The sequence below is a fragment of the Novipirellula galeiformis genome (assembly GCF_007860095.1).
GTDB classification, from domain to species: Bacteria; Planctomycetota; Planctomycetia; order Pirellulales; family Pirellulaceae; genus Novipirellula; species Novipirellula galeiformis.
The window spans coordinates 1,163,819-1,189,138 of the sequence record NZ_SJPT01000001.1 but is presented as its reverse complement, the minus strand read 5'-3'; the positions used below and the strand labels follow the sequence as shown (position 1 = coordinate 1,189,138).

The window sequence follows — 25,320 nt, the reverse complement described above, 5'->3', positions numbered from 1 at the left end:
TGCTATGTTTCTAACATTGGCCTAGAAGATCCCCATCGCGACGAGCGAATAACGAACCACCAAACCTGCAACGACGACGCTCACCATACTCATTAACTTGATCAGAATATTCAAGCTAGGACCGCTAGTATCCTTAAAAGGATCCCCAACGGTATCCCCTACAACCGCTGCTTTGTGAGCATCACTCCCTTTTCCGCCGTGATGATCGGCCTCAATATACTTTTTCGCGTTATCCCAGGCTCCACCGCTATTGGCCATGAAGACGGCCAAACAGAACCCGCTCGTCAAACAGCCGACCAATAACCCCAACACTCCCCCGACGCCCAGCACCAAGCCGACCAGGATCGGCATCAGCAGCCCCAACAAGCTGGGCAGAATCATTTCTCGCTGAGCCGCCTTGGTACTGATGTTGACCGGCGTCTCGTAGTCCGGCTTGACCGAACCGTCCAAAATGCCGGGATTGGCAAGGAATTGTCGGCGGACCTCGATCACCATCCCCTGGGCGGCACGCCCCACCGACTTCATCGTCATCGCACAAAACAGAAACGTACTCATCGCTCCTAAGAAAACTCCCACCAGGACGCGAGGGTTCATCACCGTCGCATCGTAGAAGAGAAGGAAGTCTTTCAAATTCGCATGCCGCACCGAAACGATCGCAGCTCCGATCGATTCCACTCGCCCATAATGCTTCTCACCGGGCAAGGAGACGATCGTTTCATCGAGTTTCGGATTGCTTAAGGCTCGCCACTCTTTGACTTGCACGTCCTTATCCAATGAGGGATTGAGGACCAGGAAAACCTCCGAATCGTCGCCTGCCTTGTTGAGGATCAAATCGGGCGTCATCTGATACACCCCATCGTCGGTCACCGCTTCGCTGAGCACGTAATCATCGCCCCAGCGAACCATTCCATCCCGAACGCCCTCGACGTAGGCCGCCAACAGCGCCAGCGCCGTCAACGCAGCGGAGCCAATCGCAAATCCCTTGCCGGTCGCGGCGGTCGTATTGCCCAGACTATCGAGTGCATCGGTTCGCTCCCGCACAATGTCTTCCAAGCCGGACATTTCGGCGTTGCCGCCCGCATTGTCGGCGATCGGTCCATAAGCGTCGGTGGCCAACGTGATTCCCAGCGTGCTCAGCATTCCGACGGCCGCGATGCCAACGCCGTAGAGCCCTAACGAAAAATGATTCATTTCATTGAACGATCCTCCGTTGGCGAACCCAAACGACAGCAACATCGCCGCACACACAATCACGACGGGAACCCAGGTGCTTAACATGCCGTCGGCCACCCCGCCGATAATCAGCGTGGCGGGGCCCGTTTCAGCTTGCCCGGCGAGTTTGCGTGTCGCCGGATACTCATCGCTCGTCACGCGTTCGGTCCATTGACCGATGCCCCATCCCGCGACCAAACCGACGATGATACTAACGGCGATTCCCGGGATGACGCCCAGGATCATCGTGCCGGGAACCGGCGGCATCAACCACACCGAAAGCCCCACAGCGGCAACCATGACCAACAACGACGATCGGTTGATCCCCTTGCCCAACGCCTTCAACAGCGCCTTTTGAGATGGTTCCTCCCCGGTTCGGACAGCGTAGATCCCCACGATCGACAACAAAATCCCGACCCCCGCAATCGCCAGCGGAAGCAGCATCGCTTGCAATTGGGCTGAGGTCGCATCATAGCCTTCGGGCAATCCTGCACTGGATTGGAACGCGGCGACCCCCAGCGCGGATGCCGCCAAGATCGAGCCACAATACGACTCGTACAAGTCGGCCCCCATGCCCGCGACGTCGCCCACGTTGTCGCCGACATTGTCCGCAATCGTGGCAGGATTACGTGGCGAGTCCTCCTTCAAACTTTGCTCGACCTTGCCGACCAAGTCCGCTCCGACATCGGCCGCCTTGGTAAAAATGCCACCGCCGACACGCGCGAACAAGGCTTGCGCACTCGCCCCCATTCCAAACGACAACATCGCGACCGAGATCTGCTGCAACGTCATCGCATACTTGCCGCCGCCGATCATGGGCAACAACCAATACAAAACCGCAAACCAAAAACAGATGTAAATCAGTCCCATGCCGACCACGGTCAACCCCATCACCGCGCCACTTCGAAACGCGATTTGCAATCCGTCATTGAGCGAACGCTGGGCTCCCGCGGCGGTGCGACTGCTCGCATAGGTCGCCGTTTTCATTCCAAACCAACCGCAAAGCCCGCTAAAGAATCCGCCCATCAAAAAGGCGATCGGAACAAACGCATTCTGCACCTTCAACACGAATGCAGCCACCGCTAGCAACGCAGCGACAAAAATGAAAACGATCGCGACCCATTTGTATTGCTGTTTCAAATAGGCGTCAGCACCTTCACGAACGCTTTGAGCGATCTCTCGCATCAATTCGTTGCCTTCATCGGCCTGCATCATTTCACGATAGAAACGGTAAGCCCAAACCAACGCCAAAATCGAGGAGCCGCAGGCAATTAACCAGACAAGCAACGCCAACATTATTTCATTCCTTAGGTTTTGAAACTGAATCCAGGCAGGGGAGCAAGGGAGGAGTGCATCTAACGAGTCAACGCCGAAAAAACTCAACGCTTGTGTTTCGCCGATAGACTCTAAGAGGCTATTCGACGCCCAACCTCCACGCAACGGTAGGAACACCGTCCGTGAAGGGCGAAACGGGAAGAATATGTGCCTATACATCCCGTCGCTTGTTTTGCAAGCAGTGAAAACTTGTCTCCAACGAAAAAAGATTGCTCTCGTCAGATCTGCGTTCCATCGCGTACAAGAACGTATTGATCGAGAGTCCCTCCCCCCGCATCGAAAATTCATCCCTAAAAAAGGGCTTCGACCATGTCGCAAATCGGCCAAACCGGTACTTCTCAATTCACCGCCCAAGAGCAAACGGGCCAGACCGGCACCAATGACAGCTTTTCTTCTGTCGATACCGACAGTTTCATGAAGCTGTTGATTAGCGAATTACAAAACCAAGATCCGCTGAACCCCACCGACAATGCCGAAATGATCCAACAGATCGGCCAAATTCGCGAAATCGGGGCCACCGATCAATTGACCCAAACGCTAACGAATCTCTCCAACAGCCAAGAGTTGGTCACCGCGAGCGGGCTGATCGGCCGCACCGTGGAAGGCTTGGCAGACGATGCTAGCAACATCAATGGCGTGGTCGATCGGATCACCGTGGAAACTAGTGACGAGAACAATTCACGTTCTGTCAAAGTTCACGTGGGTGAAAAGACGATGGAGATTAAGAACATTCGAGAAATTCAGACTGGGTAGAATTTGACGATTACGTGAGTGAGCTCGATAGCCGCTCAAAATCGACGCCTTTCTATTCGGTGACGCGAATAGGAACTTAGTCGATGGGATTAACCTCAGCACTGACCACCGCTCTGACGGGACTTTCAGCTGCCGAAACACAAATCGATGTGATCGGCAATAACTTGGCGAACTCGCAAACGGTCGGCTTCAAGTCCTCCGAGGCGGTCTTTGCGACACAGTTCCTGCAAACCTTGTCGCTCGGCGGTGGCTCGACGCCCGACAATGGCGGGACGAACCCACGACAAATTGGACTAGGGGTTCAAGTTGCGGAAATCGCTTCGAACCACAACCAAGGGACGATCGAGATCAGCAGCAGTCCGTCCGACTTGGCAATTCAAGGCGATGGTTTCTTCATCGTCGAAGGCAGTTCGGGTGAACGTCTCTACACTCGCAACGGCATCTTTAAACTCAACAGCAACGCCGAATTGGTCAATTCCACGGGTCAGCGTTTGCTCGGTTATGGCGTCGACGAGCAATTTCGTTTGCAGGAGTCCCAGTTAGTACCGATGACGGTTCCGTTGGGCACCGAAAGCGTTGCCAAGGTCACCTCTAATGTCTCGTTTGAAGGCACACTGACGCCCCAAGGTGATCTCGCAACCCAAGGCCAGATCATCCAAAGTCTGCGTCTGGGTGACGCCAAAGTACCTCAGCCCGATGCCAGCGGCATTACCGTCACCAGCGCTCCGTTGTCGGACCCCACGGGCGTGACGGTCGACACCAGTGGTGCCGGCACGTTGGCCGCAGGCACCTACAAATACCGCGTGGCCCTGGTCGATAGCCAAGGAAACGAAGCGGCACCTAGTGGTGTCATCAACGCAACCGTAGGGGCGGGTGGACGCGTCGAACTGGGTGCGCTTCCGGTGGACCCCAACGGGGGCGATTACTCCACCGTGAACATTTATCGCACCGGCCCCGATGGGAACGAGTTTTTCCGTCTCGGTTCGGCTGCCGCGGGAGCCACATTCGACGATACGGGTGCGACGCCACTCTCGCCCACGCCGCTTAACGATACCAAGCTGACGGGGAACTACACCTACATGGTGACGTACGGCCGTGCGGGTGAACCGGAAACACGCCCGAGCGTTTTAATCGGGCCGCAAAACATCGTTGACGGTCGCATTTCGCTCTCGGGATTTCCGACCCCTCCGGTTCCCGGACTGACCGACGGGTTTCCGAACTACAACGAGATCAAGATCTACCGCAACTTGTCCAATGACCAGAACAACTTCTACTTAGTCGACACGGTCGCCCCGGGCGAAACCTTTACCGATGGAAAATCGGATGCCGAAATCGCCGATTTGACCACCAGCGGGAACAAACTGCTCGACATGGATGGTCCTCAGATCAACGCAGGCACCTTGCTGACCGACGTGCTGAAGCGTGACGGCGTCAAATACGAAAAGGCGTTTGAACTGGGAACCCTTAGCTACAGCGGTCGCAAAGGAGAGCGTGCGTTAGGGACCCAAGATTTCGAAATCACCGAGACCACGACGTTACAAGATTTCATCGATTTCATCGAGGACTCCTCCGGCATCCAAACCGTTCAAGTCGACGCTCGAAATCCAATTCCTCCCTCCGAGAATACCTTACCGGGCCAATCGGGCACCATTTCTCCTGGGGGCTACATCCAAGACGGCACCATTCAATTTGTCAGCAACACCGGCACATCGAATGCATTGGACATCGACCTGTCAGCCTTTCGGATCACGGCGCGCAACGGGAACGTCACCACGCCCAATCTCGCCTTTGGCACCGTCCAAGAAGCCACCGGCCAGAGCGCGGTCAGCGACTTCGTCGTCTACGACTCACTCGGGGTTCCGGTCAAGGTGCGGATGTCCACGACACTCGAAAGTCGTACCAATGAACAAACCATTTATCGCTGGTATGCCGACAGCAGTGACAACCAAACCGCAAATGGCACCGACATCTCGGTCGGCACCGGTTTGATCAAATTTGATGGAAACGGCAACTTCGTTACCGCCACCAACGATCAAATTGCGATCAACCGAGAAGGTACCCCCAGTGTTTCGCCGCTGCAAATCAAGGTCGACTTCACAAAGGTTTCCGGTTTGGCAACGCAAAACGCTACGCTTGCGGCAACACAGCAAGACGGCAGCGGGCCGGGGGTGTTGACCAGCTACGCAATTGGCGAAGACGGAAGCATTCGAGGGGTGTTCAGCAACGGCATCTCCCGTGACCTTGGCAAAATCCAACTGGCGCGTTTCGCTAACCCGGCTGGCTTGGAATCGCGTGGTTTGAACCTGTACGCTCAAGGGATCAACACCGGTTTGCCCGTCCAAGGTGGCCCCGGCGAAAACGGGATCGGCGGCGTGATCGGAGGTGCTTTGGAGCTTAGCAACACCGACATCGGCAAGGACTTGATCTCACTCGTGCTCGCCAGCACTCAATATCGAGGCAATAGCCGCGTGATCACGACCAGCCAACAATTGCTCGACGAGCTCTTGAATCTACGACGTTAACGCGGGTCGACTTAGCCTCATTTTTGCGGCCTACTTTTTGCCTCCAACCGCGCCGCCGGTTGGCGAGGCTCTCGTCGGTGGAGCGAGCTTGGGCGACATTCACGGCCAAGCGTTCCACAACGAACCGGATGCATCTCCGCATCCCGATACCTGGACTTGGCCAACGGGGTCTAGGCAAAAACGCAACAGTGCCCACAATCAGCGTTTGGTCACGTTTTCTGCCACCGGTGGTCCACTTTCCAGCTCCCTTGCTCACACTCGCCTTCCCCCCCATCGCGGTCTCGTAATTCTATGGCCAAACCACCTCAAACTGCCATCCAACCGACTCGCGCGGACGATTACCCAGAGTGGTACCAACAGGTCATTCGCGCTGCCGATTTGGCCGAGAATTCCCCCGTGCGTGGATGCATGGTGATCAAGCCCTGGGGCTATCGATTGTGGGAGAACATGCAACGCGCCCTGGACGACATGTTCAAGGCCACCGGACACCAAAACGCCTACTTCCCGCTCTTGATCCCGATGAGCTTTCTGGAAAAGGAAGCCGAACATGTCGAGGGCTTCGCGAAAGAATGCGCGGTCGTCACGCACCACCGACTCGAGCCCGACCCCGATGGAGGTCTCCGCCCCGCGGGCAAACTCGAAGAGCCGTTGATCATCCGTCCGACGAGCGAAACGATCATCGGTGCAACCTATGCCAAATGGGTGCAAAGCTATCGTGACCTGCCGATTCTGATCAACCAATGGGCCAACGTCGTCCGCTGGGAAATGCGCACTCGCATGTTTTTGCGGACCGCCGAATTTTTGTGGCAAGAAGGTCATACCGTGCATGCCACCGCCGCCGAAGCGATCGAAGAAACCGAACGGATGATCAACGTCTACGCGGACTTTGCCGAAAATTGGATGGCGATGCCCGTGATCGTCGGCAGCAAAACGGCTGCGGAGCGTTTTCCTGGGGCCGTCGACACGCTTTCGATCGAAGCCATGATGCAAGACCGCAAGGCACTGCAAGCGGGCACCAGCCACTTCCTCGGCCAAAATTTCTCCAAAGCTCAAGAGATCGCCTTCCAAACCGAAGCCGGCGATCGCGAATTTGCCTGGACGACTAGCTGGGGGGTATCCACCCGATTGGTCGGTGCACTGATCATGACCCATAGTGACGATGACGGATTTGTCCTGCCTCCACGCTTGGCTCCCTCGCAAGTCGTGATCCTACCGATTTATCGTGACCAGGCTCAGCGAGCGGAGGTCTTGGAGTACGTCGCGAGCCTGCAAAAAGAGTTGATGGCACAAACCTATGCGGGCCTGCCCATTCGCGTCGAGGTCGACGATCGAGACGTCCGCGGCGGCGAAAAGAAATGGCATCACGTCAAACGCGGCGTGCCAATCCGCATCGAAGTCGGCCCCAAAGACATCGAGAAGAACTCGGTCTTTGTAGGCCGACGGGACCAAGCCAAAAGTGTCGGGCTGCCCCGAGCCGAATTCATTCAAACGATCGGCAAGACGCTTGCTGATATGCAACAGAATCTTTTCGATCGCGCTCTCGAGTTGCGTGAATCCAACACCGTCGATATCGATAACGAAGCCGAGTTCCGTAAGTTCTTTACCCCCAAAAACGAAGCGCAACCCGAGATTCACGGCGGCTTCGCGCGTTGCTATTTCGCGGATGAAGCGTCGATTGATGCGCTATTAAAAGAATTGAAGGTGACGATTCGCTGCGTGCCACGCGACCACAATGATGTCAGCGGCGTCTGTTTTGCAACAGGCCGTCCGGCGGCCAAAAAAGCGATCTTCGCGAAGGCCTACTAGCGCATCACCGAGGCGTCGCAGCAACTTCCCCCGACGCGGTAGCGCGTCGGGGTCGCCTCGCCCATCTTTTCGCCCGCTACCTATCTTTTCGCCCGCTAAACGAATCTTCGCAACCGCTAAACACGTGCCTGTCGCAGCGGAGGTAGAGGCGTCCTTGGACGCAATCCCGCTGGGATGCATTCCCGCCCCCTGCGAACCGGCCTGTCCAGCGTCAGGAGCGTGCAACGGACGATCACACGGCCCTGTGCTTCCTCTGCGCCGGTGGCCCCTTCTTCTGCGCCGGCGGCCTCGCTTTCTCTCCGCCAGCTGCTTCGCGACTGCACGCAGGTTGCCCATCAGGCGGCGATGATGGTCGCCACCCTCACTCCCATCGCCACCGGCCCATCGCCACCGGCCGCTTCCGTCCCAATCGCCCCATGATCGATGGGTGCGAGAGGGGGCCCCCCATCGCAGCGTCCCGCCCATCGCAGCGTCCTCGCCGAGATCACCAGCGTCCTCGCCGATCATCATCGCCCTGCTACAGCACCACGATTCCCGACGGAACCTCGCGTTGCAGGCCCCCCGGTCGGCACATTAATAAATGCACAGAAACAAGGCAAATCCGCTTAACCGTGCCTGCTTCACTAGCTCAGCCAATCGGCCCGAAGATCGCCCCGAGCAAGAAACAAACCTTTTCCAATACCCACAAAGCCATAACTGTAAAGCACTTACAACACAAAACAAAACTCAACACCTACGTTTGGCGCACCCGGTGCTAAGAGTCCCTTCACCAAGAAAGCGATCCCACTTTCTCAGCGACGGCAATGTCGACAAACGATCATGAGAGTGGGAGGAAGCATTTTCTTGGCGATGTTGGCTCGATCGTAACCGTCACTTCAAGGCGTGTTCATCGTGCTTGGTTGTTCAAGTTTTTCAGAAAAAGGCGGTTTTATGTGTTACGGCTTACGGATGCCGAGGTTCTCGGCGATGTTGATTTTGGGGTTAGGGCTAGGCATCGGCATGGCGTTCGCGCCGGTCGCATTGGCCCAAGAGGAAGTGGCGGCGGTGAGCGACCCCGTCGTGGCGGATGTGGTTGAGGCGACGGCCGATCTGGGTGTCGGTTATGCCTTGGACAACTTTGTGTTGATGGTCTGTGCCGTACTGGTTTTGTTCATGCAAGCCGGATTCGCGATGGTCGAAGCGGGGCTGAACTCGGCCAAGAACACGGTCAACATTCTCTATAAAAACTTGATGGATCTCGCCGTCGGTGCCCTGCTGTTCTTTGCGTTTGGTTTTTCAATCATGTACGCGGGAAGCTATGTGAGCGATCCGAACGCCTACTTCAATATGCCCCACTACGGCATCTACGAAGCGGCGGCGGATCGAACATTCAGCCCTCAAGTGGATTGGTTGTTCCAAGCTGTCTTCGCAGCGACGGCGGCAACGATTGTTTCGGGTGCGGTTGCCGGACGAATGAAGTTTGGTGCTTACTTGGCCTACAGCGCGCTGTTGACGGGACTGATCTATCCGATCAGTGGTTTCTGGAAATGGGGCGGTGGCTGGTTGATGCAATTCGGAGTCGAGACGGCGGATGGATGGAGCATGGGCTTCCAAGACTTTGCTGGCTCGGCCGTGGTCCATGCGGTAGGGGGCTTTGCCGGCCTTGCTGGAGCCATCATTCTCGGCCCACGACTGGGACGATTCACTTCGGATGGAAAGTCCGTTCCGCTGCCAGGACACAACATCACCTTTGCCGCACTTGGCGTGTTCATCCTCTGGGTCGGTTGGTATGGGTTTAATCCCGGCAGCCAACTTGCCTTCCAAGGGACTGGCGATATCGATGCGACCGTGTTGATCGCGGTGAACACCACCTTGGCCGCTGCGGCGGGTGTCGTGGTAGCCACGCTGCTGAGCTGGATCCTGTTTGGGCATCCCGATTTAACGATGAGCTTGAATGGTGCACTCGGCGGACTCGTCGGCATCACCGCCTGTTGCGACTGCTTCACCAATGGATGGTCAGTGGTTGTCGGTGCGATCGCTGGAGGCCTTGTCGTCTTCGGAGTGATGCTACTGGACAAATTGAAAATTGATGATCCCGTCGGCGCATGGCCGGTACACGGACTCTGTGGCATGTGGGGCTGCTTGGCGATCGGGCTGCTTCCGAACAGCCATCTGGAAAGCGGTAGCACCTCACTAATGATTCAGCTCGTGGGCACGCTGTCGTACTGTGCTTGGGCATTTGCGACGATGTTCGCATTGTTCCTCGTACTCAAAGCGATCGGCATGTTGCGAGTTTCGCCGGAAGAAGAAAAAGCAGGTTTGGACGTGTCCGAGCACGGCATGCATGCCTACCCGTCGGAACCCTACGGCGCAAGCGTGACCGCGTAACGAGTTAGCATGTCGGAATCGAAGCAAGCTACCTACCTCGCGGCTCCGCCGTTGCACGAGATGGATCTCACCCTGCAGCGGCGGAGCGGCCCGGTTAGGCAGACTGACTTCAAAGAACACCGGGGCTTTACTGACACCCTGGTAAAACGGGCACCCTGGTAAAACGGGCACCCCGGTAAACCCGCTGGCAAGGCGACCAGTTAGCGGAACCAATTGAACAGGCCATTTTCAGGGGCCTGTTCCGACGAAGTTTCCCTCACTTCCTGGCTCCTCACGGAGCCAGATTGAACCCCAACGACCCGCGACGCGTGTCCGCCTCACTCGTCCGGGTCGGGGTTCTTTCTTTCTCTCCCGCCGAGTCGCCCGACGACACTCCTATCGGCGAGATCGGGACTTGGCGCCGCCCTACGCCCTTGCGGACTGGCGACGTACAATGCGGCAGTCGTGTCTGTTTTCTCCGTGCGAGTCGCCGCGCCGCTCGCTGCCCCCCTTTCCCCATCGTGTTGAGTCGTGAAGCTAATCATTGCCATTATCCAGCCGAGCCAGCTCGAAGCCGTCAAGGAAGCCTTAACCCAGGTCGAGGTGTTTCGTTTGACCGTCATGGATTGCCAAGGATTCGGACGCCAAAAAGGGCAAACCGGCGTCTACCGAGGCCACGAGTTCGGTGTCAATCTCTTGCGAAAAGTCCAACTTCAAATCGCGGTTAACGAAGAATTCGTCAAACCCACCGTCGATGCGATTCTTGCGGGCGGGCACACCGGTGAGATTGGCGATGGCAAAATCTTTGTCTTACCGATGGACGACTGCATTCGCATCCGCACCGGGGAACGAGGCAGTGAAGCGATCTAAGCACCGCTCACTCCAAATTCCAGCCAACAAAATCCCCGTCGAAGTAATCCCAGCCAAAGAAGTTCCAACATGTCGAACGCTGCACTCCCCCTAACCGGCAACCGCGTCTTGATCCTAGTCGGTGAAATCTACGAGGACCTCGAACTGTGGTACCCCAAGCTACGACTTGAAGAGGCGGGGGCAACGACAACGATTGCCGGCCCCAAGGCGAACCAACACTACAACGGCAAGCACGGCTACCCTTGTACGAGCGATGCGGCAATCGATGACATGGCCGCCGACGACTTTAATGCCTTGGTCGTACCGGGTGGATTCATGCCTGACAAACTGCGTCGCGATCCCAAGCTATTGCAATTGGTTCGCGATTTCGATGCCGCCCAAAAGCCCATTGCCGCGATTTGCCATGGCGGTTGGATCCCCATTTCCGCAGGCGTCTATCGTGGCGTTCGCGTGACCGGATCCCCGGGGATCAAGGACGACCTTGTTAACGCGGGAGCGACCTATGAAGACCAGGCCGTTGTCGTCGATGGGCATCACATCAGCAGTCGTCGTCCCGACGATCTGCCCGATTTTTGCCGAGCGATCATCGGATTGATGAGCGGATCCTAATCAGCAACCCACGCGAAGTCTCGCCTGCGAATTAGCCATCGACGTTGGTATCGCCGGTGATACTGTCTTTGAAAGTCGCCAACCGCCCGAGGGCTTGGTCGACATCGCTTTCCGCGGCTCCGTGGGCTCTCGCGGCTTCCGCAAAGTGGTTACAGAAATGGGCAAAGTGGACGGCGTTAATCCCAAGATGGTGATGAATCCCCGTCAACTCGGCTCCGGTGTAATTGACCGGGCCATTGAACGCCGACGCTAAAAACTCGTACTGCATTTTCCGCAAGTGATCACGTCGTACGTTTGCAAAGAACGGAGCGAGCTCGGGGTCCTGGAAAATACGCTCATACATATCTTGAACGATCGCGGTAAGCGCATCGGCTCCTCCCATACGATCGAACAATTCCGGCGAATTTTGATCCATCTCACTGATGCCTTGTTTCACGAGGGGCTTGCTTCACGGGAGAGCTTGAACACAAGCTAACATACCAAAACGCTCGAGATTCAAAGCGTGCCAGCGCGCCCGATTTGGGTTGAGGTCCAAAAGAAATTGAGACCCAAAAGAAACTCGCGAAGCCATTAAGAATCTGCGATGCATTCAAAAGGAGCAAAAGAAAACCCGGCATCCTGAAGGGGATACCGGGTTTCTTTTTTCTTGCGAAGGAAGTGAGGGCGCTGGGACTCGAACCCAGGACCAACGGATTAAAAGTCCGTTGCTCTACCGACTGAGCTACGCCCTCGATTTTCTTCGGCTGGAAAACCAACCGGCTAGAAAATCACTCGACTCAAGAAATACCGAATAAAAAACCCAAGAGCAACCAAGCTAGTCTTGGTTTTTATGCTTTTGGGTCATCTACTAAGCGGAGCGGACAGGATTCGAACCTGCGGACCCAGTTTCCCGGGTCACCGATTTAGCAAACCGGCGCTTTCGACCACTCAGCCACCGCTCCTCATTTGCTCTGCTTCGGTAAACTTCAATCAAGCAGGCCAGATTGTGCTGAATCAGCACCGAAAACGCAACCCACACTGGGCAGATGTTGGCAGCCTTTTTTGAAGTTAGCTCCGCAACCCGTCCGAACCGCATATTCCTCCCGTTTAAGGCCGATTTCAGCGGTAAATCCCGCCCCTGCTCCACAACAGACCTCTCCGTAAACGCCCAAGTTCGCAACGCTGGCAAAATTTTTCTAAACTTTTACTCCCTCCATCGCCCCCCGTTTCCCCAAGACACCGACCCTCTGGATGAATCAGTCACCTTCTCCTGCCGAGGAATTTCCGTCCCGCCTCTCTGGTCAACGCATCGCTGGACAACACGACTCTGACTCGCCCCCCCAAGAGCAGAGCCCTAAAGCCACCCCATCGGGGACGGAAGTGTCAACCGGCTCGGCCGCAACGCCCCCCTCGTCAACTTCGGATTCCTACTCAATCTGCCAAGTCACTCGCAAAGCGATGGCAACCGAATTCGTGATCCTGTTGCCCAGCCTCGACTCGGACCACTCCCGGACGACTCCATCGCATCGGCACCGCTCGGACACCGAAGTTGACGTGCTCGGCAGCCCAGACCTCAACAGCCCAGACCTCAACAGCCCGGGGGCTGCCGTCGAAGCGGCGGTCGAAGCGGCCGACTTGCTTGAAGGCATCGAAGCCGATCTGACCATTTATCGCCCCACGAGTGAAATTTCGCGGATCAACCTCCTCGCGGGCGAAACTCCGGTCGTCGTTTCGGAGTCCACGTTCTCGCTGTTACAGCGAGCGGTTTACTGGGGTGCTCAAACCGGCGGTGCCTTCGACGTCACCGCTGGACCGCTGGTGGAAGCTTGGGGATTCACCCAACGCAGTGGCAAGAAACCGACGGCACAGGAAATTAAAAAGGCATGCGATTGCGTTGGTTACCAACACTTGCGTCTGGCGCCCGCCGATCGCAGTGTTGCCTTTGCAGTCCCTGGGATGGCGATCAATCTAGGAGGCATCGGCAAAGGGGATGCGTTGGACCGACTCGCCAAGCATTTACGAAGCCGAGGCGTCCGCGACTTTTTGATCCACGGCGGTAATAGCAGCGTGATCGCCAGCGGTGACCAAACGCCCGGCAGCGGTCTCGGCTGGGCTGTCGGGCTTGCCCACCCCACCAAACCGAATCGCCGACTCGCCGGCATCTGGCTGCGCGACCAAGCCTTAGCGACCAGCGGATCGGGGAAACAATTTTTCCACCACCAGGGCCGTCGCTACGGTCACGTGATCGACCCTCGCACCGGATACCCGGCTGGCGACCTGTTGTCGTTAACCCTGTTGATGGACCATGCTGCCGATGCCGATGCCTTGGCAACCGGGCTGTTCGTTTCAGGATCCGAGGCGGTCCGTGATCAATTCCAACAGCAACAAATCTCCGCCGCGTTGATGGTTCATCGAGGCATCAAACAGGATTCGGCGTCGCTGGAAACGCTAGGCGACTTTCACTGGATTGATCCTCCCGAATCGATTCCCCCGACGGACTTCGCCGGCCGCTAACCCTCGCAGGGAAGCCGAAACGGCAAAGCTCGAAACATCAAGACCATGACCGCGTAAAGCGGCGAGCTTAAGCGGCCTACTGCAACTCAAAACAGAGCACGCGTTGGTCTCCTCGCACCAAGAGCTGATTGCCAACCACGATGGGTGCAGCCCAGCATGGATAGCGAATCGGCGGGGTGTCCCCATCGCTTGTATCGAGTCGCCACTCGTTGATCAGTTCGAACTTTTCCGAGTTAGCTTTGATCACTTGCAACGTCCCTCGCTCTTCGAGCACCAACATCACGTCGCCGACCCGCGTTGCGGAAGAACGCGTGCGTCGGTCGTCGGTCCACTTCACTTTGCCCGTCTTCCATTCGATACAGCGAAAATCGCTGTCCGGCGCATTGCGGCCACTGCAGCCGTAAAGGTGGCCGTCGATTAAGACCGGAGTTGCCCAGTGTGCCCGCATCGCTTGACTGCGGCGATTGAACGGCGGGTCTTTCCAAATCACCTCGGCGCTCTTGTCGGTCATGCTCAACAGCACGCTTCCGATTTGGTAGCACTCACTAATGAAAACTTGGTCCGCCGAAACGACGGGGGTCATCGCGATCGCGCTTTCGAGCAGATCGGCGCGATGAGCGTGTTTCCAGAGCAGTTTGCCAGTCGCCGGTTCGACGCACATCAAGTGCTCGCGTGCATAGGCCAAGATGAGTGTTTTTCCATCGATTTGGACCGTCCGCGGACTGCTATAGCTGGCCAGATCATCACCACACTTCCAGCGTTCGACTCCTGTCTTGCGATCAAACGCCACCAGCGCCGAGCCGTTGGGCGAGACCCGGTCTAATCGCCCTGGAGCAATGCTGGCGTCTTCGGCAGGACTGCCGCCGACCATCACGACGACTAGATCATCCACTAACAACGGTGATGAACCGACCCCGAAAAAGTTCTGGATGACGCCGTACTCTTTGTTCGTATCGACCGACCAACGCACTTGATGCGTCTTGCGATCGCGGCACACCAGATCGCCGGCAACTCCGAAAGTGAACACAAACTCCGCATCCAGTGTCGGGGTAGTCCGTGGACCACTTTCGTAGCCGTATAGATCACGATAATTCAACGGGCGTGCATCTTGCCACTTCACTTCACCGTCGGTGAGGTCGATACAACGGATTCGCTCCACGGCACCCGCTGCGGTGGATTCGGCATCAAATTGAAAGTACTCGTTCCCCCATACCGATCCGAGTCCGTACCCCTCGCCGACATCGAGTGCCCAGCGCAACTTCGGCTTGGTCTTCCAATCGAACGTTTGCTCGACCTCCGCATTTCCGTCATAGTTTTGGCCCAGCAAACGAGGCCAACGCGGCGTCGAATCCTCGGCTTGGACGGGCAGCGATGTTCCGCAGACCCCGCCCAGCAGCAAGATTCCGATCGCAATCACAACTTGACAACGCACGACAAAAACCATCCAAACGTCTCCGGTTTGTATTTTCTGAACGACTTAAAAATTTAAATTCCCCACCAACTTAGCGTGTCCTGGGGACTCCAAGGGATACCAACATTCCCCGACACGGCTTCTCGCTACGTCTACAATCTACCGCAGAACCATGAACGATCTTTTTGTAAATGCCCGGCTTTCGATTCCGGCTGCGGAATTGAATTTCACTGCCGCACGCAGCAGCGGCCCAGGTGGCCAGAACGTCAATAAAGTGAACTCCAAAGTCACCTTACGGTGGTCGATGGCCGATTGTCCGGGTTTCAATCTCGGTTGGCGACGCCGGTTCACGACCCGTTATCAAAATCGCATCACCCGCGAAGGCGAACTGGTGCTGCACAGCGAGCGTTATCGCGACCAAGCTCGTAATCTAGCGGATGCTCGCAGCAAATTGGCGGAGATGCTATTAGCGTGCCAGGCGCCTCCGACGCCCCGCAAGGCGACCAAGCCGACGCGTGGAAGCCAGCGGCGACGGCTCGACAAAAAACGGCAGAACTCGCAGAAAAAAAGCGACCGCCGCGGCCCACGCGCGGACGACTAACGCCTTGGCGTCGCCCCCAAAGCGGGGCGGCTTTACGCCGCTTTGCCACAAATCGACGCCATGAATGTGTCGGATTCACATAAACCAACGGCATGCAAGCTAAAATGTCAACAATGCTTCACCGGCCTAGGTGGGCTGTTATACTCATGGTTCGGCGCGGAACAGCCGGTTTTATTCCTTATTGAACAGAACGGATTGATGAAGCGAGCAACGCACTTTGACGAACTTCTTTCCACATGGGAATTTGATCCCGGAAATCTAAATGTCCGATTGGTCAAAGGCAAAGATGGACGCGATGTCATCCAAATGCGGGTCGATATGGGGATGCTCCAGCTCGAAACGACCGGGCGCCCCGATGGGGCTGTCTACGATGAGAGCGAAACCTACCTGGACCACTTGCAACATCTTCGTTTGCAAGATCCCGAACATAAGTTGAGTGAAGAGGAGTGCAACGAAGTCGATCGCGAGTTCATGCAATTCTATCACCGACGAATCTGCTGGTTGCGACTCCAGTATTATCATCGCGCGGTGATGGATGCGGACCACACCTTGCGTTTGATGGACCTGAGTAGCGAGATGAGTCCGGAAGAGGACTGGGGTTCCGCTCACGAACAATACCGTCCGTTCGTGTTATTCCACCGCACCCAAGCGCAAGCACTCGGCGAGTTGGAAGATCACACCGCCGAGGAAGCCATCCAAGCGATCAACCAAGGGCTCGAGGTGATTCACCAATTCTTTATCAAGCACGAAGCGGAGGATCATTTCGAAGAAGACGAGTTGGTCGTCCGTTTGATTGAGATGCGTGAATCATTGCGCAATGAATACTCGGTTGGTAAAACGTTGAAAGAGCAATTGGCCGCTGCGGTCGAACAAGAGCAGTACGAGTTAGCCGCAAAACTTCGTGACGAACTCACCCGTCGCGAAGCCAACTAGGCCGAGGGACACCCCGATCGTGCCGACGCCTCGCGAGCCCATTCCGATTCCGTTGATCGCGCCAGCACGGCGTGGATCATTCACGTGGCTGCTCCACCTGCGTTGGATGGCGGTTGCGGGGCAATTGATCACCATTTTGGCCGCGGTCTTTTTGGCCGACGTCGAATTGCTGTTTACGCCTCTGTTGATCTTGATTGCCATCACCGCCATCACAAATCTTGTTTGTGTCATTTGGCTGCGTTACACACAAACCGGCAAATCGACACTGGTCGGTGTTACCGAACCGGCCGTCGGCTCGGCACGCCCGACCGCGGAACGAGTCAGCGAAGCCGACGACCCGAGTTTGCTGCAATCGGTGGCCCTCGCCCTGATGCTGCTCGATTTGGTCACGTTGACGCTGATGCTGTACTTCAGCGGAGGCGCGGACAATCCGTTTAGCTTTTTCTACTTTGTAAATCTCGCAGTGGGTGGCGTGATGATTCGGCCACGCCCGGCTTGGTCGATGACGGCGTTTGCGATCGTGGGCTACATGATCTTGCTAGGCTTTAATGTTCCCGTCGAAGGCATCACGATTCGACAACCCGGCAGCGGTTTCAATTTGCACACCGGTGGTTTGCTGTTTGCCTTTTCGACTTGCGCGACCGTGGTCACCTACTATGTCACGCGAACGGCCGGTGAACTTCAAAATCGTGAACGCGAACTGCGGCGTGCCCAAGCGGCTCAGGCGGCCAGCCATCGGTTGGAGGGATTGACCACGTTAGCCGCGGGAGCCGCGCACGAATTGGCAACGCCGCTATCAACGATTGACGTGATTGTCCGAGAGCTGTCGCGGCACTTAGAAGGTTGTGAAAAACCACCCTCGGTCGACACCGATTTGAAATTAATCGATGGACAACTTGAAATGTGTCGCCAAATCTTGGCTCGCATGCGTTCGGCCGCAGGAGATGCAATGGCCGATCGTTGGGATCAAACCACGGTCGGGGACCTGATTGATGCGACACTCGAAGGCATCCGTGATCCGCACCGAGTCGACGTGGACGATGGCAGTGACCGGGTCGAGAACCAAGAACTTTGGGTCCCTCGCGAAGCGGTCGCGCAAGCAATCCGCAACCTGATCCACAATGGACTCGATGCCAGCGGCAGCGAAGGACGCGTCCGGGTCAAGGCGACCCTTGTCGACCAACAATTGCAACTCTTGGTACACGACAGCGGCCAAGGGATGACCGACGATGTCCTCAAGCGTGCGGGCGACCCCTTTTTCACCACCAAAGAACCGGGGCGAGGGATCGGGCTTGGATTGTTTTTGACGCGGAACGTGATCTCGCAACTAGGTGGCAAGTTAACGTTTCAATCCAGTCCCGAACAAGGCACTCGGGCAATCGTTCGTCTACCACTTGAGCAAGACGACATCCGCCCGTTAGCGAAAACACCCCCTGAATCAAGTTTGCTTTACCCCTCGGGCGAAACAAACGACCTCACGTCCTGATCGACAAATCGATGCGAGTGATTATAGTTTGCAATGGTTCGGCCTTGAGCGACGATGTGTTATCATGCACGTGGAAGCGGATCCACTGCGAAAGTTAGATCAAATGATTGACCCCACAAGCGAAACTCCCCCTGTTTACAATGCGGCAACGGTGGGTGCAGGCAGCATTTTACTGGTGGACGATACACTGGTATTACGCGAACGTTTGTCGCTGGCAATGCAGCAACGAGGGTTCCGTGTCGAAATGGCTGGCGATTATGACCAAGCGGTCGAAGTCTTTCGCCAACGTCCTACCGATCTTGCCGTGCTCGATTTGCGCATGCCTGGAAAAAGCGGCTTAGAACTGCTGCGAAAGCTGTTGCAAATGCGACCCAGCACGCGTGTGATTCTGTTGTCGGGCTTCGGCAGCATCCCCGCGTCGATCGATGCCGTGCGTGCCGGAGCGGTGAACTTTCTGAGCAAACCAGCGGACGCCGACGACATTTTGTCCGCCTTTGTGCGGGGCGTCGAACCGAGCGTCCCGGACGGCGCCACCGCGTTTCCGGCTCCCTCATTGGCTCGCAACGAATGGGAACACATCCATCGCGTGCTTTCCGAATGCGGCAACAACATCAGCGAAGCCGCACGTCGACTGGGGATCCATCGCCGATCCCTGCAACGCAAACTGCGCAAACGGGCTCCGGAAGATCCGGCGATTCCTGACGCCGAGGATGCACTCGACGAGGACGAGTGAACGCAACTCCGTGGGAGGTTGCCACATGCTTCTGCTGCTGCCGAACGCCTACACGCTTTGACCACGACGCGCTGCGACGTTCTCAATCCATGACCGAGAAGTAGTTGTCGACGGCAAAGTCGAAATAGTCGTTCTTGAGTTCCACCCTCAAATCGTTGTACATGCAATAGTTGCGAACCTGCAGCAACAAGTCTCTCGGTTGGCAGTTTCGAAACGGGCGGCTGACCGGCAAATAATGCGTGGTGATCAAGTAATCGATGGCATCCGCGTTGTAGGGGATCTTGGTCACCTTGCACATGATTTCGAATAGTTTCCGAAAGTCCGCTTCGGGCGGATTGGGGACTTCGATCTTATAAGGAATCCGACGCAAAAACGCATCATCAACCAAATCCTTGGGTTCGAGATTGGTGCTGAAGATGACCAATTGGTCGAACGGGACTTGGATTTTTTTTCCATTGGCCATGTTCAAAAAGTCATAGCGTTTTTCCAGCGGAATGATCCAGCGATTGAGCAGCTGATCGATACTCATTTTTTGGCGACCAAAGTCGTCGATTACAAGCGTGCCGCAATTGCTCTTCAATTGCAGTGGGGCTTCGGAAATATTGCTTTCCGAATTCGACTGCACCTCCAACATATCAAGCGTCAATTCCCCCCCGGCAACAATCGTCGGCCGCTTGATTCGCACCCAACGCTTGTCAAATCCGCCGATATCCAGGATGCCGCTGCCCGCTTCGGGCATCGCAATTTCATGGTTCATCGGATCGTAAATCCGTAGCACCGCACCATCGATTTCGATCGCACGTGGAATCCAAATGTACTTCCCAAACGCCCCCGTCACGCGTTCGGCAATCGACGTCTTCCCATTACCGGGAAATCCAAACAGGAACATCCCACGGCCGCTGGCAACCGCGGGGCCGAGCCGGACCAACATCTGAGGGCTGATCAAAAGGTCGCTAAACGCACGCTCAAGGTCAGGCCGCTTGGGAAATTGGCCCTCGATCGTTTGCTTGCCAACACTGCTGATGTAATCCGACAAACTTACCGGACACGCCCCATAATAGGTGCAATCCTGCTGCATCAACCGGGCGATCTCGCGGCCTGATTCCGTCAGCACGTAAACGTAATCATTGGTCGTGGTTGAGTTCTTGTACGCAACCCGCTGATCGGATTTAAGACGATTTAGAATCGGCTCGACCATGCGGAATGGCAACTTGACTTGATCGGCAATCTTGCGACCTTCGCTCTCGCCCACGGTTCTTAAAAAACGATAGATGATCGCCTCAAGCAGCGTTTCATTGATGCGTGATTCGTAGGCATCAAAGGGCTCCGAGGGACGCCAGGGCTCGTCACGTGACGGTTGGAATCCAAGGATGCTCGGCTCTCGCTGTCGCGGCACCCCGGCTACTTGCGATGCAGCGGTCACTTGCGGTGCAGCGGGCGTTAGTGGTGCAGGGGACGGTTGCGGTGCGCCCGTCGCTTGCGGTGCGCGCACGGGGGCGGGAGCGGCAGCAGGACGCGGAGCTTGTTTGGGACGGGCCCCCTCACCTCCTTGCGATTTTGAATTCTCGCCACTGAGCGAGTGAATTCGAGATAAAAGTGCATCGAGTTGATCTTCCGCTGCACTCTGTTTCGCGTCGCTGGAAGGTTTTGCGTAGTTCATGCAACCCATCTTCAAAAATTCAGGATCAATCGCTATCGCCGGAACAGACATGAACCGGCGCATTCGTCTGACTCAATCGCCACCTTTGTTATCGGCAGGAAGCGGAAGCAAATCACGTCGGACGACGAAAATGAGAATGACCCTCCTGTTCATGACACCCGGTATCTTCCGTTGCATCGTTGCAATCGTTACTCCAGGTCCCGGCTGACATCCGTGTTGGTGACGGCAGCGGAGTTTCGCGATTCCCCCAAACAGCGCCCCTAAAGTAACCGCAAAGCGGTCCGCCGGCCGATGAACGGCAAGGGTGGCGTCCTAGCGAGAACCGCTCGCCGCGGCGCGATGGAGACGGTCCATGATCGCCAGCCCCATTCCGCTCGATTCGCAAGTGTCGACCACAATCAAGTCGAGCTCGGCCTGATCCAAGCGACGCAGCGCCGCGAACAACCCCCTGGCCACTTCGCCAAGATCCCCCGATTCACTCAGCGTTTCCACTATGACGTAGCGAGCCGCATCGACCGGATCCAGTTTCTGGAAAGCAATCCGTCCGCTCCGCTTTGGCAATGCCACCTCCCTGTCGGACGGATACAAACGCAAGGGAGTCCTGGGCGAATAATGCTCTTTCATCATTCCTGGCGCCTGCATGGCGGTCGTTCCGCTCGCCGCGGGAGTTTCGCATTCGGTAAGTTGATCCACTGAAATGCCAAAGCGTTTTGCCAGGGTTTCGGCGGTCACTCCTCCCGGACGAAGCAGTTTTGGCCCCTCTGGACGCAACGCCACGATGGTCGATTCGACTCCGAAATCACAGTTGCCGCCATCGATCACAAGCTCGATAAAATCGTGAATTCCAGGTAACGCGGCCGTCCCGACACAATGTTCGGCAGTCGTGGGGCTAACGTAATTCGAACGATTCGCACTCGGTGCGGCGATGGGAAATGGACAACGCTCGAGCAAACGCAACGCGACGCTGTGCGAAGGGATTCGCACCGCCACCGTGTCGCGCCCCGTCGTGACGATGTCCGAAATACGCTGCGAACGTGGTAACACGACGGTCAGCGGGCCAGGCCACAAATCAATCACACAATCGAGTTGCCACTGCAATTCAGACGAAAGCGGCAACGCTACCGCTTCACCGATTCGCGCCACCGAAGCCACATGAACGATCAACGGATTATTCGGGGGACGCTGTTTCGCTGTAAAAATCCTCGCTACCGCGTCTGGATCCCATGCGTTGGCAGCAAGTCCGTAAACCGTCTCGGTCGGAATCGCAACCAGCTTCCCCGTAGCCAGCAAAGCACAGGCTCGATCAAGCACGTCATCCGATGGCAAATGGATCAAAGTCATGAAGGTCAGAGCTTGGGAACTGAATTGGAGGAAGGAGTATTGGAGGAAGGAGTGAACACCCGGGGCGGCAAAAATCACGCGGTGATTTTCCCCATCGCCCCCCTAATCGCCAAAACCGTTGCAAACACGATATGGCGTGGGTGTCTTGGCATCAATTCTCGATATCTCGCACGGTTCTCAGTGGCGGCCAGGAGGGCAAAAACGACATCTCCCATCAAGGTTGTTACCGCTGCGGTACCCTCAAACCAAGCAGGAAACGCCCCCTCGGGATTAGATCTCGCTGAACTCAATCTAATCCCCTCGCAGGCAATAAAAAAGGAGACGCGTCGACTTGAATACGATCTCCGATGGCTCCCAAAACAGAGCGAAGGTCAGCGGCACCGCGAGCCGGTCGCCTTCTCTTCGGAGCAAGCAAAAGTGGCAACCGCTCTCAGAGTCATGAACAAACGACCACAACTCAACGGCGGATCCTTTTTTTAAGAAAAAGTGATTTTTTGCGTCGGTTCTCTGCGGTCCTTGCACATTGGATACGCCTGATGAGGCAACGGGACATGCGTGTCCCGCAACCGACTTACCCCGATGGCGAAATTTGATTGATTTCGAGTTTCTCCATAAGGTTCCTTTACCCTCTCCCTTTCAAACACAGCCCTTACTCCCGCAGGTGCCCACAATGCAAGTCATGACTGATGCCAGAACGAAGGAGACTTCGGTTCAACCGCAGACTCAAACCGCTCCCTTGCCGCCCCCGGCAACGCTGGAATGGATCGTGGCAGCGATTTGTTTAGATGCGAGCAAGAACTCACGCCAATATGTGTTACGAAGCAACACGGGACACGATGGCGAGTAAGAAAGTGCAAACCGCACCGCCCGCCTGAGCCACGCCGCCCCCTCTCGGGCCTCCGAGCGAAAGCCCCAGTCGCTCGCGGCCACAGCAAAGTGTCCAGGACACCCAAAACGCCGTTGGCTCTCTTCGGCTATGGAGCGTGACTAAGCGAATTCGCCGCTCACTTTTTCAGTCCGCAGCAGGCAGCCCCCCCTTTTTCCAGCGACACAATGCATATGCCTCGGTCACGTAGCGTGCCCAGCGTGTTGCTGGGCCATTTGCTCCCCCCTTTTGAAAACCGCTGTCGTTGGAACGTCTTCGCCCTCGCGGGGGCGTGAAAAGCAACCGTTCGCCCCTCCTGCATTTCCCGGACAACGGGATCGATTTTTAGCTCGACTCTCGGGTCGTCCACGTTGTTGCTCGCCGGCGTTAACAGTCTCCCTTCGCGACTCGCCGGAATCCCAGCGAGGGGGACCTACGACGAAGCCGCTCTACAGCGAGGCCCCGGCCATCGATCGCAGAATCTCGACGCCGCGTTTGAGTTGTTCGTCGCTGGCCGCAAAACTGATTCGAAAGTGAGTATCGCGAGCGCTAAAGATATTGCCTGGAATGATCAGCAGTCCCCGCTCTATCGCCTGTTCAACGAACTTCTCGCCACTTTCGATCGGCGCTTTGGGGAACATGTAAAATGCGCCCCCCGGCTTTGCGATTTCGTAGCAATCCGCCAGCGCATCGTAGACCAAGTCTCGTTTGCGTTGATAGTCCTCGATGTGTCCACGGAGGTTGACCTCCATTGCCCGCAAGGCTCCCCATTGGGCTGGCTGCGGCGCGCACACGAAGGTGTATTGTTGAATTTTCAACATGGTGCGAATGATTTCGCTGGGACCATGCACGAAACCGACGCGCCATCCGGTCATCGCATGGCTTTTACTAAAGCCATCAATCACGATCGTTTGGTCGTTGAAGGAAGCGGGCGAGGCGAATTCACCGTCGTAGAAAAAGCGACTGTAGATTTCGTCCGACAACAGCGCGATATTCTTTTCCGCGGCAAGCTCTGCGACCGCTTTCAGCTCGGCCTCGGTCGCCGTCACTCCGGTTGGATTTGCCGGGCTATTGAGCAGGATCATTTTCGTACGCGGCGTGATCGCAGCGGCAATCTTGTTGACGTCCAGGCGAAAATCGGGATACGAATCGACCGCCACCGGAACCCCACCGCACATTTTCAAAAGCGCAGGATACATTACGAAGTAGGGGTCAAGAAAAATGACCTCATCTCCAGGATTAACCATCGACAGGATCGCCAACATCAATCCGCCGCTGGTCCCGCTGCTGATAAAAACGTCCCGGTCCTCGTGGGGATACTTTTGGGCAATTTCTTGCCGCAACGCCTCCCGCAGCGGCGCGATCCCTTGGGTCGGCGAGTAGGCGTTCTTGCCCCCGCGAATGGCCTCGATCGCCGCGTCTTGAATCGATTCAGGAACATCGAAATCGGGTTGACCGATCGAGAGATTGACGGGATCCTTCAACTTTGCCGCCAAGTCAAAAACCTTACGAATTCCGCTGCTATCAAAAGTGGTGGTGCGGTCGGCGATCCAAGGATGCATGATGTAACTTAATGGCAAAGAACGGGGATGGAAAAGTCCGTGAGCGGTGGGGCGACCACCCCTTTTTAGGGACGCAGCCGCCGCGAAATCATTTGCCACTCACCACGAAAACGACATTGTCCTCGTGCGCATAGATTACTCTAGTGTCCCTTCTAACTAAATCCCGTAGAGTTAACCCAACCGATGGCAGTGATTCAGTACGTTGAACCCGTGGTGCGATTTTGTGCGGTGATCACGCGTCACGATGCGGCGCGTGATTGGGCCGTCGATCGGCTCACCCAGGCCTGGGGCGATCCCTTCGTGCAAACCCCGCGGATGCCTTTTGAAGCCGGTGGGTATTACACCCGCGAGATGGGCGGCGGGCTTGAGAAAACCATCATCGGATTTCGCGAGTTCTGCGACCCCTCGGAATTGGCGGCCTGGAAGACGCAAACCAACCTCTGGGAACTTGATTGCGCCAAGCAGATCGCCAGCGAAGACGCACGGCCACTCAACCTCGACCCCGGCTACGTCACCCAAGCCAAATTGGTCTTAGCCACGACAAAAGATCGCGACCATCGCATCTACCTTCGTGACGGTATGTTCGCCGAGGTCACGCTCACCTATGTCCATCGCCAGTGGGTTGACCATCGTTGGACCTATCCCGATTACCGCACCGAGGATGTCAAGCTATTTGCAGGGCAGTGTCGCAACCATTTGCGTGAACACTTAAAGTCCATTCGCAAATTCCGAAACCGCCCCTCTAGCAAGCCCAGCGCATGAATGCGTCGAGGGGCCGCGGG

20 protein-coding genes and 2 tRNA genes are annotated in these 25,320 nt (G+C 56.4%); 14 read left to right on the top strand and 8 right to left on the bottom strand.

What is annotated here, in order from left to right:
* Positions 1 to 21: 21 nt before the first annotated feature.
* A complete protein-coding gene (locus Pla52o_RS04290; protein WP_146593297.1) occupies positions 22 to 2,508 on the bottom strand; it encodes a sodium-translocating pyrophosphatase in 2,487 nt (828 codons plus the stop codon).
* Between the two features lie 348 nt (positions 2,509 to 2,856).
* Here Pla52o_RS04290 and Pla52o_RS04285 point away from each other — a divergent pair, with 348 nt between their 5' ends.
* The 6 genes from Pla52o_RS04285 (at position 2,857) to Pla52o_RS04260 (ending at position 11,453) form a co-directional block, all read left to right on the top strand.
* Entirely contained in the window at positions 2,857 to 3,300 is a 444-nt protein-coding gene (locus Pla52o_RS04285; protein ID WP_146593296.1) for a flagellar hook assembly protein FlgD, read from the top strand.
* Positions 3,301 to 3,383: 83 nt separating this feature from the next.
* Entirely contained in the window at positions 3,384 to 5,822 is a 2,439-nt protein-coding gene (locus Pla52o_RS04280; protein WP_146593295.1) for a flagellar hook-basal body complex protein, read from the top strand.
* A gap of 291 nt (positions 5,823 to 6,113) precedes the next feature.
* Positions 6,114 to 7,628, top strand: coding sequence for a proline--tRNA ligase (gene proS / locus Pla52o_RS04275; protein ID WP_146593294.1), 1,515 nt, complete (start codon positions 6,114 to 6,116; stop codon positions 7,626 to 7,628).
* A 930-nt stretch (positions 7,629 to 8,558) separates the two neighbouring features.
* Positions 8,559 to 9,995: an ammonium transporter gene (locus Pla52o_RS04270; RefSeq protein ID WP_231612074.1), complete on the top strand. Its 1,437-nt coding sequence runs from the start codon at positions 8,559 to 8,561 to the stop codon at positions 9,993 to 9,995.
* Between the two features lie 510 nt (positions 9,996 to 10,505).
* A complete protein-coding gene (locus Pla52o_RS04265; RefSeq protein WP_146593293.1) occupies positions 10,506 to 10,844 on the top strand; it encodes a P-II family nitrogen regulator in 339 nt (112 codons plus the stop codon).
* Between the two features lie 69 nt (positions 10,845 to 10,913).
* Positions 10,914 to 11,453 carry a type 1 glutamine amidotransferase domain-containing protein gene (locus tag Pla52o_RS04260; RefSeq protein WP_146593292.1) on the top strand — a complete coding sequence of 180 codons (540 nt, stop codon included), beginning with the start codon at positions 10,914 to 10,916 and terminating at the stop codon, positions 11,451 to 11,453.
* 31 nt (positions 11,454 to 11,484) lie between these two features.
* On the opposite strand, the gene Pla52o_RS04255 is transcribed toward Pla52o_RS04260, so the two are convergent.
* The 3 genes from Pla52o_RS04255 to Pla52o_RS04245 form a co-directional block, all read right to left on the bottom strand.
* On the bottom strand, positions 11,485 to 11,868 hold the full coding sequence (locus tag Pla52o_RS04255; RefSeq protein WP_146593291.1) for a group I truncated hemoglobin: 384 nt from the start codon (positions 11,866 to 11,868) through the stop codon (positions 11,485 to 11,487).
* Between the two features lie 243 nt (positions 11,869 to 12,111).
* Positions 12,112 to 12,184 (bottom strand) — tRNA-Lys (locus tag Pla52o_RS04250).
* 121 nt (positions 12,185 to 12,305) lie between these two features.
* Positions 12,306 to 12,394: transfer RNA gene (locus Pla52o_RS04245), tRNA-Ser, on the bottom strand.
* Between the two features lie 289 nt (positions 12,395 to 12,683).
* On the opposite strand from Pla52o_RS04245, the gene Pla52o_RS04240 reads away from it, so the two are divergent.
* Positions 12,684 to 13,946: an FAD:protein FMN transferase gene (locus Pla52o_RS04240; protein WP_231612073.1), complete on the top strand. Its 1,263-nt coding sequence runs from the start codon at positions 12,684 to 12,686 to the stop codon at positions 13,944 to 13,946.
* A gap of 76 nt (positions 13,947 to 14,022) precedes the next feature.
* Here Pla52o_RS04240 and Pla52o_RS04235 read toward each other — a convergent pair whose 3' ends face one another.
* The gene (locus tag Pla52o_RS04235) at positions 14,023 to 15,378 is read right to left on the bottom strand and encodes an outer membrane protein assembly factor BamB family protein (protein ID WP_231612072.1); all 1,356 of its coding nucleotides are present in this window, start codon (positions 15,376 to 15,378) and stop codon (positions 14,023 to 14,025) included.
* Positions 15,379 to 15,529: 151 nt separating this feature from the next.
* On the opposite strand from Pla52o_RS04235, the gene arfB reads away from it, so the two are divergent.
* From arfB to Pla52o_RS04215, 4 genes are all read left to right on the top strand, one after another.
* Positions 15,530 to 15,958, top strand: coding sequence for an alternative ribosome rescue aminoacyl-tRNA hydrolase ArfB (gene arfB / locus Pla52o_RS04230; RefSeq protein ID WP_146593288.1), 429 nt, complete (start codon positions 15,530 to 15,532; stop codon positions 15,956 to 15,958).
* 198 nt (positions 15,959 to 16,156) lie between these two features.
* On the top strand, positions 16,157 to 16,891 hold the full coding sequence (locus Pla52o_RS04225) for a UvrB/UvrC motif-containing protein (RefSeq protein ID WP_146593287.1): 735 nt from the start codon (positions 16,157 to 16,159) through the stop codon (positions 16,889 to 16,891).
* A gap of 19 nt (positions 16,892 to 16,910) precedes the next feature.
* A complete protein-coding gene (locus tag Pla52o_RS04220) occupies positions 16,911 to 18,377 on the top strand; it encodes an ATP-binding protein (RefSeq protein ID WP_231612071.1) in 1,467 nt (488 codons plus the stop codon).
* A gap of 103 nt (positions 18,378 to 18,480) precedes the next feature.
* The gene (locus Pla52o_RS04215; RefSeq protein WP_146593286.1) at positions 18,481 to 19,110 is read left to right on the top strand and encodes a response regulator transcription factor; all 630 of its coding nucleotides are present in this window, start codon (positions 18,481 to 18,483) and stop codon (positions 19,108 to 19,110) included.
* An 82-nt stretch (positions 19,111 to 19,192) separates the two neighbouring features.
* Here Pla52o_RS04215 and Pla52o_RS04210 read toward each other — a convergent pair whose 3' ends face one another.
* Both Pla52o_RS04210 and Pla52o_RS04205 read right to left on the bottom strand, forming a co-directional pair.
* Positions 19,193 to 20,770, bottom strand: coding sequence for an AAA family ATPase (locus Pla52o_RS04210; RefSeq protein WP_231612070.1), 1,578 nt, complete (start codon positions 20,768 to 20,770; stop codon positions 19,193 to 19,195).
* A 312-nt stretch (positions 20,771 to 21,082) separates the two neighbouring features.
* A complete protein-coding gene (locus Pla52o_RS04205; protein ID WP_146593285.1) occupies positions 21,083 to 22,111 on the bottom strand; it encodes an L-threonylcarbamoyladenylate synthase in 1,029 nt (342 codons plus the stop codon).
* Between Pla52o_RS04205 and Pla52o_RS04200 the strand changes: the two genes are divergently transcribed.
* Positions 22,097 to 22,591 (top strand): hypothetical protein, encoded by a 495-nt coding sequence (locus Pla52o_RS04200; RefSeq protein WP_146593284.1) that lies wholly within the window; start codon positions 22,097 to 22,099, stop codon positions 22,589 to 22,591. The genes Pla52o_RS04205 and Pla52o_RS04200 overlap by 15 nt on opposite strands.
* Positions 22,592 to 22,790: 199 nt before the next feature.
* Positions 22,791 to 22,958 (top strand): hypothetical protein, encoded by a 168-nt coding sequence (locus tag Pla52o_RS26625; protein WP_197168983.1) that lies wholly within the window; start codon positions 22,791 to 22,793, stop codon positions 22,956 to 22,958.
* 467 nt (positions 22,959 to 23,425) lie between these two features.
* Here Pla52o_RS26625 and Pla52o_RS04195 read toward each other — a convergent pair whose 3' ends face one another.
* Entirely contained in the window at positions 23,426 to 24,538 is a 1,113-nt protein-coding gene (locus Pla52o_RS04195; protein WP_146593283.1) for a pyridoxal phosphate-dependent aminotransferase, read from the bottom strand.
* 183 nt (positions 24,539 to 24,721) lie between these two features.
* Between Pla52o_RS04195 and Pla52o_RS04190 the strand changes: the two genes are divergently transcribed.
* Entirely contained in the window at positions 24,722 to 25,300 is a 579-nt protein-coding gene (locus tag Pla52o_RS04190; protein WP_146593282.1) for a DUF4416 family protein, read from the top strand.
* The last annotated feature ends 20 nt before the right edge of the window (positions 25,301 to 25,320 follow it).

Coding starts and splice junctions, on each gene's coding strand:
- Pla52o_RS04190 (WP_146593282.1), top strand. CDS start 24,722: ATGGCAGTGATTCAGTACGTTGAACCCGTGGTGCGATTTTGTGCGGTG.
- Pla52o_RS04290 (WP_146593297.1), bottom strand. CDS start 2,508: ATGTTGGCGTTGCTTGTCTGGTTAATTGCCTGCGGCTCCTCGATTTTG.
- Pla52o_RS04280 (WP_146593295.1), top strand. CDS start 3,384: ATGGGATTAACCTCAGCACTGACCACCGCTCTGACGGGACTTTCAGCT.
- Pla52o_RS26625 (WP_197168983.1), top strand. CDS start 22,791: ATGACTGATGCCAGAACGAAGGAGACTTCGGTTCAACCGCAGACTCAA.
- Pla52o_RS04255 (WP_146593291.1), bottom strand. CDS start 11,868: ATGGATCAAAATTCGCCGGAATTGTTCGATCGTATGGGAGGAGCCGAT.
- Pla52o_RS04200 (WP_146593284.1), top strand. CDS start 22,097: ATGGATCAAAGTCATGAAGGTCAGAGCTTGGGAACTGAATTGGAGGAA.
- Pla52o_RS04240 (WP_231612073.1), top strand. CDS start 12,684: ATGAATCAGTCACCTTCTCCTGCCGAGGAATTTCCGTCCCGCCTCTCT.
- arfB (WP_146593288.1), top strand. CDS start 15,530: ATGAACGATCTTTTTGTAAATGCCCGGCTTTCGATTCCGGCTGCGGAA.
- Pla52o_RS04205 (WP_146593285.1), bottom strand. CDS start 22,111: ATGACTTTGATCCATTTGCCATCGGATGACGTGCTTGATCGAGCCTGT.
- Pla52o_RS04195 (WP_146593283.1), bottom strand. CDS start 24,538: ATGCATCCTTGGATCGCCGACCGCACCACCACTTTTGATAGCAGCGGA.
- Pla52o_RS04215 (WP_146593286.1), top strand. CDS start 18,481: ATGATTGACCCCACAAGCGAAACTCCCCCTGTTTACAATGCGGCAACG.
- Pla52o_RS04210 (WP_231612070.1), bottom strand. CDS start 20,770: ATGAACTACGCAAAACCTTCCAGCGACGCGAAACAGAGTGCAGCGGAA.
- Pla52o_RS04225 (WP_146593287.1), top strand. CDS start 16,157: ATGAAGCGAGCAACGCACTTTGACGAACTTCTTTCCACATGGGAATTT.
- Pla52o_RS04270 (WP_231612074.1), top strand. CDS start 8,559: ATGTGTTACGGCTTACGGATGCCGAGGTTCTCGGCGATGTTGATTTTG.
- Pla52o_RS04285 (WP_146593296.1), top strand. CDS start 2,857: ATGTCGCAAATCGGCCAAACCGGTACTTCTCAATTCACCGCCCAAGAG.
- Pla52o_RS04260 (WP_146593292.1), top strand. CDS start 10,914: ATGTCGAACGCTGCACTCCCCCTAACCGGCAACCGCGTCTTGATCCTA.
- proS (WP_146593294.1), top strand. CDS start 6,114: ATGGCCAAACCACCTCAAACTGCCATCCAACCGACTCGCGCGGACGAT.